The 10,092-nt window shown below is 67.9% G+C and carries 10 protein-coding genes; 6 read left to right on the top strand and 4 right to left on the bottom strand.

Annotated features, from left to right (window positions below):
- Positions 1 to 236 precede the first annotated feature (236 nt).
- The 6 genes from pcnB to RAN53_RS08040 all read left to right on the top strand — a co-directional run bounded on the left by pcnB (position 237) and on the right by RAN53_RS08040 (position 5,698).
- Positions 237 to 1,646: a polynucleotide adenylyltransferase PcnB gene (gene pcnB / locus RAN53_RS08065; RefSeq protein ID WP_305796298.1), complete on the top strand. Its 1,410-nt coding sequence runs from the start codon at positions 237 to 239 to the stop codon at positions 1,644 to 1,646.
- The gene (gene folK, locus RAN53_RS08060) at positions 1,643 to 2,185 is read left to right on the top strand and encodes a 2-amino-4-hydroxy-6-hydroxymethyldihydropteridine diphosphokinase (RefSeq protein ID WP_305796297.1); all 543 of its coding nucleotides are present in this window, start codon (positions 1,643 to 1,645) and stop codon (positions 2,183 to 2,185) included. Before pcnB ends, folK begins: the two co-directional genes overlap by 4 nt.
- Before the next feature lie 66 nt (positions 2,186 to 2,251).
- Positions 2,252 to 3,043, top strand: coding sequence for a 3-methyl-2-oxobutanoate hydroxymethyltransferase (gene panB, locus RAN53_RS08055; RefSeq protein ID WP_305796296.1), 792 nt, complete (start codon positions 2,252 to 2,254; stop codon positions 3,041 to 3,043).
- Positions 3,044 to 3,107: 64 nt separating this feature from the next.
- Positions 3,108 to 3,956 (top strand): pantoate--beta-alanine ligase, encoded by an 849-nt coding sequence (gene panC, locus RAN53_RS08050; RefSeq protein WP_305796295.1) that lies wholly within the window; start codon positions 3,108 to 3,110, stop codon positions 3,954 to 3,956.
- Positions 3,957 to 3,983: 27 nt separating this feature from the next.
- Positions 3,984 to 4,364: an aspartate 1-decarboxylase gene (gene panD, locus RAN53_RS08045; RefSeq protein WP_305796294.1), complete on the top strand. Its 381-nt coding sequence runs from the start codon at positions 3,984 to 3,986 to the stop codon at positions 4,362 to 4,364.
- A 158-nt stretch (positions 4,365 to 4,522) separates the two neighbouring features.
- Entirely contained in the window at positions 4,523 to 5,698 is a 1,176-nt protein-coding gene (locus tag RAN53_RS08040) for an acetyl-CoA C-acetyltransferase (protein WP_305796293.1), read from the top strand.
- 267 nt (positions 5,699 to 5,965) lie between these two features.
- On the opposite strand, the gene pnp is transcribed toward RAN53_RS08040, so the two are convergent.
- The 4 genes from pnp to rbfA all read right to left on the bottom strand — a co-directional run bounded on the left by pnp (position 5,966) and on the right by rbfA (position 10,088).
- Positions 5,966 to 8,116 carry a polyribonucleotide nucleotidyltransferase gene (gene pnp / locus RAN53_RS08035; protein WP_414842967.1) on the bottom strand — a complete coding sequence of 717 codons (2,151 nt, stop codon included), beginning with the start codon at positions 8,114 to 8,116 and terminating at the stop codon, positions 5,966 to 5,968.
- A gap of 283 nt (positions 8,117 to 8,399) precedes the next feature.
- Positions 8,400 to 8,669, bottom strand: a complete 270-nt coding sequence (rpsO, locus tag RAN53_RS08030) for a 30S ribosomal protein S15 (protein WP_290905755.1) — start codon at positions 8,667 to 8,669, stop codon at positions 8,400 to 8,402.
- Between the two features lie 76 nt (positions 8,670 to 8,745).
- Positions 8,746 to 9,663 carry a tRNA pseudouridine(55) synthase TruB gene (gene truB / locus RAN53_RS08025; RefSeq protein WP_305796292.1) on the bottom strand — a complete coding sequence of 306 codons (918 nt, stop codon included), beginning with the start codon at positions 9,661 to 9,663 and terminating at the stop codon, positions 8,746 to 8,748.
- On the bottom strand, positions 9,663 to 10,088 hold the full coding sequence (rbfA, locus tag RAN53_RS08020) for a 30S ribosome-binding factor RbfA (protein ID WP_305796291.1): 426 nt from the start codon (positions 10,086 to 10,088) through the stop codon (positions 9,663 to 9,665). The genes truB and rbfA overlap by 1 nt, the downstream gene beginning before the upstream one ends.
- Positions 10,089 to 10,092: the final 4 nt, after the last annotated feature.

The following is a 10,092-nucleotide window of genomic DNA, read 5'->3' as shown; positions in this document are numbered from 1 at the left end:
GCCTGAACTCCTTGGTGACTGCGGTGCGTATTCAAGGCGATGTGCCATCACGAAGAAGAATCAAGCAGCAGGGACGCTGCATCGTTGCTTTGAGGGGGAGGCCATCGGCCTCCCCCTTCTACGTGTGGCCACCTGGCCCCGTCACCGGCGCTATGCAAGCTTACGGGGGTCCGCTACACTCACGCTTTTACACGCTTTCCACGAGCTTTCTCCGCCTTGCGAGTCGAAATCGCCGCATGTTCAAAGGATTTACCCGTTTTCTGCAGAGCCCCGGCGAGAGCCTGAAGTCGCTGTTCGGCACCGAGGCCGCCGCCGGCGTGCCCGAAGTTCGCGTCATTCCCCGCCAGGAGCATCCGGTATCGCGCCAGCACTTCAGCGATGCCGCCCTCAAGGTCCTCTATCGGCTGCACAACGCCGGCTTCGAGGCGTACCTGGTCGGCGGCTGCATCCGTGACTCCCTGCTGGGGCGCATGCCCAAGGACTTCGATGTGGCCACCGACGCCACGCCGGAGGAGGTGAAGGGGCTGTTCCGCAACTCGCGGATCATCGGCCGCCGCTTCCGCATCGTCCACGTGCGCTTCGGCCGCGAGGTGATCGAGGTCACCACCTTCCGTGGCAAGCCCAACGATGACCACGCCGACCATATCTCCCAGCAGTCCGACGACGGCCTGCTGCTGCGCGACAACGTCTGGGGCAACATCCAGGAAGACGCCCTGCGCCGCGACTTCACCATCAACGCCCTCTATTACAGCATCGCCGACTTCTCGATCCACGACTTCGCCAACGGCGTTCGCGACATCGAGGCCCGCACCCTGCGACTGATCGGTGACCCGGCGACCCGCTACCGCGAGGATCCGGTGCGCATGCTGCGCGCCGTGCGCTTTGCGGGCAAGCTCGACTTCCAGCTGGCCCCGTCCAGCGAGGCCCCGATCCGCGAGCTCGCCCCCTTGATGCTGCAGATCCCCCCGGCGCGGCTCTTCGACGAGGTGCTCAAGCTGTTCATGGCCGGTCACGGCGTCGAGACGTTCCGCCTGCTGCGCCACTACGGCCTGTTCGAGATGCTCTTCCCCGAGGCATCCGAGGCCATGGACGAGCTGCCCTGGGCCGAGCGCCTGGTCGAGGAGGCGCTGGCCAGCACCGACCGCCGCATCCAGGAGGAGCGCCCGGTGACCCCGGCCTTCCTGTTCGCCGCCATGCTGTGGGGGCCGGTGGTGCAGCGCCAGGCCGAGCAGGAGGCCAATGGCCTGCCGCCGATCCCCGCCCTGCAGGCCGCCTCCCAGCTGGTGATCTCGCGCCAGCTCCAGCACGTGTCGATCCCCAAGCGCTTCAGCCTGCCCATGCGCGACATCTGGGACCTCCAGCAGCGCCTGCCGCTGCGCCGCGGTCGCCGGGTGTTCCAGACCCGCGAGCATCCGCGCTTCCGCGCCGCCTATGACCTGCTGCTGCTGCGCGAAGCGGCCGGCGAGCTCACCCCCGGGCTCGGCGACTGGTGGACCGCCTTCCAGAAGGCCGACGAGCACGAACAGGCCCGCCTGCTCGACAAGGCCGGCGCCAATCCCGCCGGCAGCGGCAAGCCCGGCCGCAAGAAACGGCGCCGCCGGCGCAAGCCCCGCCGCGACAACGGTGGCGGCAGCCCCGAGGCATGAGCGCGCACCGCGCCTGGGTCGGCCTGGGCAGCAACCTCGCCGACCCCCGGCGACAGGTCGAGACGGCCCTCGAGGCGCTCGACCGGCTGCCGCTGACGCGGCGCATCGCCGCATCAAGGCTGTATGCCAGCCGCCCCGTCGGCCCCCGGGATCAACCCGACTTCATCAATGCCGTGGCCTGCCTGGAGACCCGTCTCTCGCCGCTGGCCCTGCTCGACCAGCTACAGGCCCTGGAGCAGCGTCACCGCCGCGTGCGAGCGCGCCGCTGGGGGCCCCGCACCCTCGACCTGGATCTGCTACTGTTCGATGACAGCCGCCTGTGCCTGCCGCGGCTGACGGTGCCGCACCCGGAGATGACCCGGCGCGCCTTCGTGCTGGTGCCGCTGCTGGCGGTGGCTCCGCGGACGCGGCTGCCCGATGGCCGGCGGCTGGCCGACCTGGACGCCGCGCACGCCGACGAAGCGACACTGCGGGTGTTACCCAGCGTCGGCAACGGCCGACAAGTGTTACCCATCGACACAACGCGGCCATTCGGGTAACAATCGCGGGTTACACGGGCCGGCACGCCGCGCCGCGACCCGACGTCACAAACGAGAGAGCACGCCATGAAACCCATCACCCTGAGCACGCTGCAGGCCTACAAGCGCGCCGGTGACACCTTCAGCTCCCTGACCGCCTACGACGCCTCCTTCGCCAGGGCCGCCAGCGATGCCGGCATCGAGGTGCTGCTGGTGGGCGACTCCCTGGGCATGGTCCTGCAGGGCCATGCCAGCACCCTGCCGGTCACCCTGGAGGATATCTGCTATCACACCCGCTGCGTGGCCCGTGGCAAGGGCGCCAGCCTGCTGATGGTCGACCTGCCCTTCATGGGCAATGCCAGCACCGAGCGCCTGCTGGAGAACGCCGGCGAGCTGATGCGTGCCGGGGCCGAGCTGGTCAAGGTGGAGGGCGAGGCGTGGATGGCCGACGGCATCCGTGAGCTGACCCGTCGCGGCGTGCCGGTGTGCGCCCACCTGGGCCTGACGCCTCAGACCGTCTACCAGCTGGGCGGCTACAAGGTGCAGGGGCGGGATGCCGAGCGCGCCAGCCAGATCCTCGAGGACGCCCGCACCCTGGTCGAGGCCGGCGCCTCGGTGATCCTGCTCGAGTGCGTGCCGGCGAGCCTGGGGCGCGCCGTCAGCGAGGCCCTCGACGTGCCGGTGATCGGCATCGGCGCCGGACCCGACACCGACGGCCAGATACTGGTCATGCACGACATGCTCGACGTCACCCCGGGGCGCAAGCCGCGCTTCGTCAAGAACTTCATGGCCGAGGCCGATGACATCCATGGTGCCTTCCGACGCTACCACGAGGACGTCAAGGCGCGGCGCTTCCCCGCCGAGGAGCACTGTTTTTGACTACGGTTTTCAAACACGGTTTTCAAACACGGTGTTAACTACCGCTTCCAGCCGGAACGTTGCCATGCGAACCCTGAGAGAGATATCCGCCCTGCGCGAGGCGCTGGGCGACGCCCGTCGTCGCGGCGATCGCATCGCCCTGGTGCCTACCATGGGCAACCTCCACGACGGCCACCTGAGGCTGGTCGCCGCCGCCCGCGAGCGGGCCGAGGTGGTGATCGCCACCATCTTCGTCAACCCGCTGCAGTTCGGCGCAGGCGAGGACCTCGACGCCTACCCGCGCACCCTGGAGTCTGACCAGGCACGCCTCGAGGCGGCCGGCTGCGACCTGCTGTTCGCCCCCGACACCGCCACCGTCTATCCCCGCGGCCTCGCGGCCCAGACCCGCATCGTGGTGCCCGAGGTCAGCGAGGGTCTGTGCGGCGCCTCGCGCCCTGGCCACTTCGACGGCGTCTCCACGGTGGTCGGCATGCTCTTCAACCTGGTGCAGCCCGACCTCGCCTGCTTCGGCGAGAAGGACTACCAGCAGCTGGCGGTGATCCGGCGCCTGGTCGCCGACCTGCACTTCCCCATCGAGATCGTCGGCGTGCCCATCGTGCGCGCCGAGGATGGCCTGGCGCTCTCCTCGCGCAACGGCTACCTGAGCCCCGAGCAGCGCGCCATCGCCCCGTGCCTCTACGCCACCCTGTGCGAGCTGCGCGATGGCCTGGAGTCCGGTGGCGAGGCGCCTGCGCTCCTCGCGCACGGCCACACACGCCTCGCGGAGGCCGGCTTCGCTCCCGACTACCTCGAGCTGCGTGCCGCCGACCTGGGGCCGGTCACCGCCACCACCCGCGAGGCGGTACTGCTCGCCGCCGCCCGGCTGGGCACCACCCGGCTGATCGACAACCTGACCCTGACCCTGCCCCACTGAGGCAGCCCACTGGAGGACCCTGTTTCCATGTACACCATCATGCTCAAGGCCAAGCTGCACATGGCCCGCGTCACCCACGCCGTGCTCAACTACGAGGGCTCCTGCGCCATCGACGGCGAGCTGCTCGACATGGCCGGCATTCGCGAGAACGAGCAGATCCAGATCTACAATGTCGAGAATGGCCAGCGCTTCACCACCTACGCCATCCGTGCCGAGGAGGGCTCGAAGGTGATCTCGGTCAACGGCGCCGCCGCCCACCTGGCCAGCGAAGGTGAGCGCGTGATCATCTGCAGCTACGCCCACTACAGCGATACCGAGCTGGAGCAGCATCAGCCCGCCCTGGTCTACCTCCAGGAAGGCAACCATGTCAGCCATACCAGCCACGCGATCCCCGTCCAGATGGCCTGAGCCCGAGGGCGGCGAGTGGGCAGCGCCTGCCTACAACCAATTGCCGCCACGCAAACATTGCGGCGCCGCACAAGACTCCCCTATGCTGAAAGGCCAGGTCGTGTCCGGCTGTCGCGACAAGACCGCAAGTCCGTCTTTCCAGCGAGGAGAGTGCTCACATGCAAGAAGTGGTTATCGTTGCCGCCCGCCGTACCGCCGTCGGTTCCTTCGGAGGCTCCCTGGCCGGCATCCCCGCCAGTGACCTGGGTGCCCTGGTCATCAAGGATATCCTGGCCTCCACCGGCGTCGCCGGCGACCAGGTGGACGAGGTGCTGCTGGGTCAGGTGCTCACCGCCGGGGTCGGCCAGAACCCCGCCCGCCAGGCGGCCATCAAGGCCGGCCTGCCCGATGCCGTGCCGGCCATGACCATCAACAAGGTCTGCGGCTCCGGTCTCAAGGCGCTGCACCTGGCCACCCAGGCGATCCGCTGCGGTGACGCCGAGCTGGTCATCGCCGGCGGTCAGGAGAACATGTCCGCCTCGCCCCACGTGCTGCCCAACTCGCGCAACGGCCAGCGCATGGGCGACTGGAAGGCGGTGGACAGCATGGTACACGACGGCCTGTGGGATGCCTTCAACAACTACCACATGGGCATCACCGCCGAGAACCTGGCCGAGAAGTACGGCATCACCCGCGAGGAGATGGACGAGTTTGCCGCCGGCTCCCAGCAGAAGGCCGCCGCCGCCATCCGCGAGGGCAAGTTCAAGGGGCAGATCGTCCCGGTGGAGATCCCCCAGCGCAAGGGCGACCCGGTGGTCTTCGACACCGACGAGGGCCCGCGCGACGTGACTGCCGAGAAGCTCGGCGGCATGCGCCCGGCGTTCAAGAAGGACGGTTCCGTCACCGCCGGCAACGCCTCTTCCATCAACGATGGTGCCGCCGTGGTGATGCTGTGCAGCGCCGAGAAGGCCAAGGCCCTGGGCCTCGAGCCGCTGGCGCGCATCAAGGCCTACAGCAATGCCGGCGTCGACCCGAGCATCATGGGCATCGGCCCGGCCCCGGCCACCCGCCGCTGCCTCGAGAAGGCCGGCTGGAGCCTCGATGACCTCGACCTGGTCGAGGCCAACGAGGCCTTCGCCGCCCAGGCCCTCTCCGTCAACAAGGAGCTGGGCTGGGATGCCAGCAAGATCAACGTCAACGGCGGCGCCATCGCCATCGGCCACCCCATCGGTGCCTCCGGCTGCCGCATCCTGGTGACCCTGGTCCATGAGATGATCGCCCGGGACGCCAAGAAGGGCCTGGCCACCCTGTGCATCGGCGGTGGGCAGGGCGTGGCGCTCGCCATCGAGCGCTGAGGAAACACTGATTCATTGCTGCGCTCCGGCTCTTTGTGAAAAGCCCTGACCGCCGGCGGTGCCGGGGCGCCGGTCCGATCGGAATCCTCATGTAGCGAGCTACACTCCGGTTCCTGCGCTCCGGCGGCGATCAGCCTCTCATCGCTCGCGACATGAATCATCGCTTCCTATAAGCCAGAAATAAAGAACCGCCCCCGCAGCCAGGCTGCGGGGGCGGTTTTTCTTCCAGCTTCAGGCTTACAGCTTTCAGCTCGCCGAAGGCGGTTCTTACAGCTCGGGCTCGGCGGCCGCTTCGGCCTCGAACGCCGCCTTCTCTTCCGGGGTGATCTCCTTGATGGTGAGCTTCACCCGGTTGCGGTTGTCGATATCGAGCACCTTGACGATGGGCTCGTCGCCCTCGTTGAGGAAGTCACGCACGTCGTTGACCCGCTCCGGCACGATCTGGGAGATGTGCACCAGGCCGTCGGTGCCGGGCATGATGTTAACGAAGGCGCCGAAGTCGGCGATGCGCACCACCTTGCCGCGGTAGAGCTTGCCGATCTCGGGCTCGGCGGTGATCGCCAGCACGGTATCGATGGCCGCCTTGGCCGCCGACTTGTCCTCGGCGTAGATACGCACGGTGCCGTCGTCGTCGAGGTCGATGGAGGCGCCGGTGTCCTCGCAGATCTTGCGGATGGTGGCGCCGCCCTTGCCGATGACGTCGCGGATCTTGTCCGGGGCGATCTTGATGGTGGCCATGGAGGGGGCGTTCTCGGAGACCTCGGCACGGCTCTGGGCGATCACCGCATTCATCTGCTCGAGGATGCCGAGACGCGCTTCCAGCGCCTGCTGCAGCGCCTGCTCCATGATCTCCTCGTTGATGCCCTCGATCTTGATGTCCATCTGCAGGGCGGTGACGCCCTCGGCGGAGCCGGCCACCTTGAAGTCCATGTCGCCGAGGTGGTCCTCGTCACCCAGGATATCGGTCAGCACCGCGAAGCCATCGGCGTCCTTGACCAGGCCCATGGCGATGCCCGCCACCGGGGCCTTCATCGGCACGCCGGCGTCCATCAGGGCCAGCGAGGAGCCACACACGGACGCCATGGAGCTGGAGCCGTTGGACTCGGTGATCTCCGAGACCACGCGGATGGTGTAGGGGAAGTCCGCCTCGTCGGGCAGCATCGCCTGCACGCCGCGACGGGCCAGGCGACCATGGCCGATCTCGCGACGCTTGGGGCCGCCCATGAAGCCGGCCTCGCCCACGCTGTAGGGAGGGAAGTTGTAGTGCAGCAGGAAGCGATCCTTGCGCTCACCCTCCAGCGACTCGATCAGCTGGGAGTCGCGCAGGGTGCCCAGGGTCGCCACCACGATGGCCTGGGTCTCGCCGCGGGTGAAGATCGCCGAACCGTGGGTCTTGGGCAGGCCGCCGACCTCGATATCCAGCGGGCGCACGGTCTTGTGATCGCGGCCATCGATGCGCGGCTCGCCCTTGACCACGCGATGGCGCACCACGCGCTTCTCCAGGCCCGAGAAGGCGCCCTTGACCTCGTCGCTGTCGAACTTGCCGTCTTCCTCTCCGGCCAGCTGCTCGACCGCCTCGGCCTTGAGGGCGGAGAGGGCGTCCTGGCGCTGCATCTTGTCGGTGATGCGATAGGCCTCGCCCACGCGGGCCTCGAAGGCCTCGGCGAGGGTGGCCTTGAGCGCGGTGTTCTCCGCCGGTGCCTGCCAGTCCCACTTCGGCTTGCCGGCCTCGGCGACCAGCTCGTTGATGGCCTGGATGGCGACCTGCATCTCCATATGGCCGTAGAGCACGGCGCCGAGCATCTCGTCCTCGAGCAGCTCATCGGCCTCGGACTCCACCATCAGTACCGCCTTCTCGGTACCGGCGACGACCATGTCCAGCTCGGAGCTGGCGAGCTCCTCGACGGTGGGGTTGAGGAAGTAGCCCTTCTCCTCGTCGAAGCCGACGCGGGCCGCCCCGATGGGGCCGTTGAAGGGCACGCCGGAGATGGCCAGGGCCGCGGAGGTGCCCAGCAGCGCCGCGATATCCGGATCATGGTTGCGATCGGTGGAGAGCACGGTACAGACGACCTGCACCTCGTTCATGAAGCCCTTGGGGAAGAGCGGCCGGATCGGACGGTCGATCAGCCGCGAGGTGAGGGTCTCCTTCTCGGTGGGACGCCCCTCGCGCTTGAAGAAGCCGCCGGGGATCTTGCCGACCGCGTAGGTCTTCTCCTGGTAGAACACCCCCAGCGGGAAGAAGGGCTGGGCAGGATTGGCCTCCTTCTTGGCGACCACGGTGCACAGCACCACGGTATCGTCCATGGTGACCATCACGGCACCGGTGGCCTGGCGGGCGATGCGCCCGGTTTCCAGGGTGACGGTGCTGCGACCGTACTGAAATGTCTTCTTGACCGGATTCACGGCGACTTCCTTCATATCTACTTTTCTGTGTTTGGGTCGTTTCGACTCGCCGACCATTTTAGGGGTTGACGCGCCCCGCGGCCACCGGATAGCGACATTTCCGCCCAGACATCACCGGGGCTGATCCGGCGACAGGCCTTCGGGGAGGCGCTGTGAATACGTCCATGTACGCTACCTCAGCCATCCCTGGTCCTCGGACCTCCCCTACGACCTGTCCCCGGCGCCCCTGGCTAGGCACCAAAAAGCAAAACGGGCAGCCCGAAGGCTGCCCGTTTCTCTGCCGCGTGGGGTACGTCGCTTAGCGGCGCAGGCCCAGGCGCTGGATCAGAGCCTGATAGCGCTCGAAGTCCTTGCGCTTCAGGTAGTCCAGCAGCTTGCGGCGCTGGTTGACCATGCGGATCAGGCCACGACGGGAGTGGTGATCCTGCTTGTTGGTCTTGAAGTGGTCCTGCAGGCCATCGATGTTGGCGCTCAGCAGGGCAACCTGCACTTCGGGGGAACCGGTATCGTTGTCGCCACGACCGAATTCGTTGACGATTGTGGCCTTCTGTTCGGCTGTGAGTGCCATCTGTCTCTCCAGTAAGCAATATGCCTGAATGATGAATGAGTGAGACCACGCATATTTGCAGTCTCGGCGTTGCTCCCTAGTCGGCTGCGCTGCTCAGCAGCCGTTTCGGCGCCACCTCCTGTGGCGCCGTTACCGCGCCGAGGCCCAGGAAGGCCTCGTCGCAGTAGAGTCTTGCCGTCTCGCCGACGGCGATGCCGCCGGCGTCCGCCCGGGCCGACTGACCGTGGACCAGCCGCTGGGCCGCCTCGGCGTCGACCTCGAGTCGCGGCAGGTGCGCGGCCAGGATGTCCACCGGCAGCAGCGTCGCTTCCCGGGCGTCCTGGTCGGGCAGTGCCGTCAGCGCCTCGAGAGTCAGCATGCCCTCGGCGCCGAAGGGACCCGTGGCCAGGCGACGCAGCGCACTGATATGCGCGCCGCTGCCCAGGGCGCGACCGATATCCTCGGCCAGGGTACGCACATAGGTGCCCTTGCTGACCGTCACTTCCAGCTCGAAGGCGCTGCCCTCGAAGGCAACGAGCCGCGCATCATACACCGTCACGCGGCGCGCTGCACGCTCGACCGACTTGCCCTCGCGGGCCAGCTCGTAGAGCTTGCGGCCCTGATGCTTGAGCGCCGAGTACATCGGCGGCACCTGCTCGATCTCGCCATGGAAGTCCGCGAGCACCGCCTCCACCTCGGCGGCGGTCAGCGCCGGCACCGCCAGCCGCTCGACCACCTCACCCTCGGCATCGCCGGTATCGGTCACCACGCCCAGTTCCACCCGGGTGCGGTAGACCTTGTTGGACGCCAGCAGGTGGGCGGAGAACTTGGTCGCCTCGCCGAAGCACACCGGCAGCAGCCCGGTGGCCATGGGATCGAGGGTGCCGGTGTGCCCCGCCTTCTGGGCCTGGAACAGGCGCCGGGCCCGCTGCAGCGCATGGTTGCTGGACATGCCCGCGGGCTTGTCCAGCAGCAGCACCCCGTTCACCGGCAGGCCGCGACGACGACGCGCCATCAGCGGCTCTCGCCCTCGTCGCCGCCCGTATCGTCGCTCTCGTCGCCGCCTGTATCGGAGGTGCGGGCGCGGTCGCTCTCCACCGCCTCCTCGATCAGCGAGGAGAGGCGCTGGCCGCGGACCACGCTCTCGTCGTAGTGAAAGCGCAGCTCCGGCACGTGGCGCAGCTTGATGCGCCGGGCGACCTGCCCGCGCAGGAAGCCGGCGGCCTGCTTGAGAACCTTGAGGTTCTCCTTGATCCGCTCCGGGGTATCCTCACCCAGCAGGGTCACATGGACATCGGCATAGCCGAGGTCACGGCTGACCTCGACGCCGCTGACGGTGACCATGCCCAGGCGCGGGTCCTTGACCTCGCGCTGGATGAGGACCGCCAGCTCCTTCTGGAGCTGGTCGGCCACCCGGTCGGTACGCTTGAACTCGCGCATGTAC

Source organism: Halomonas sp. SSL-5 (genome assembly GCF_030708455.1).
GTDB lineage: Bacteria > Pseudomonadota > Gammaproteobacteria > Pseudomonadales > Halomonadaceae > Halomonas.
The sequence above is the reverse complement of the archived record's forward strand: the minus strand, read 5'-3'. Positions and strand labels throughout refer to the sequence as shown.

What these genes read in the sequence shown, in the direction of transcription:
- pcnB (WP_305796298.1), top strand. Translation starts at nt 237, where the DNA reads ATGTTCAAAGGATTTACCCGTTTTCTGCAGAGCCCCGGCGAGAGCCTG.
- rbfA (WP_305796291.1), bottom strand. Translation starts at nt 10,088, where the DNA reads ATGCGCGAGTTCAAGCGTACCGACCGGGTGGCCGACCAGCTCCAGAAG.
- rpsO (WP_290905755.1), bottom strand. Translation starts at nt 8,669, where the DNA reads ATGGCACTCACAGCCGAACAGAAGGCCACAATCGTCAACGAATTCGGT.
- RAN53_RS08040 (WP_305796293.1), top strand. Translation starts at nt 4,523, where the DNA reads ATGCAAGAAGTGGTTATCGTTGCCGCCCGCCGTACCGCCGTCGGTTCC.
- panC (WP_305796295.1), top strand. Translation starts at nt 3,108, where the DNA reads ATGCGAACCCTGAGAGAGATATCCGCCCTGCGCGAGGCGCTGGGCGAC.
- panD (WP_305796294.1), top strand. Translation starts at nt 3,984, where the DNA reads ATGTACACCATCATGCTCAAGGCCAAGCTGCACATGGCCCGCGTCACC.
- panB (WP_305796296.1), top strand. Translation starts at nt 2,252, where the DNA reads ATGAAACCCATCACCCTGAGCACGCTGCAGGCCTACAAGCGCGCCGGT.
- truB (WP_305796292.1), bottom strand. Translation starts at nt 9,663, where the DNA reads ATGGCGCGTCGTCGTCGCGGCCTGCCGGTGAACGGGGTGCTGCTGCTG.
- folK (WP_305796297.1), top strand. Translation starts at nt 1,643, where the DNA reads ATGAGCGCGCACCGCGCCTGGGTCGGCCTGGGCAGCAACCTCGCCGAC.
- pnp (WP_414842967.1), bottom strand. Translation starts at nt 8,116, where the DNA reads ATGAAGGAAGTCGCCGTGAATCCGGTCAAGAAGACATTTCAGTACGGT.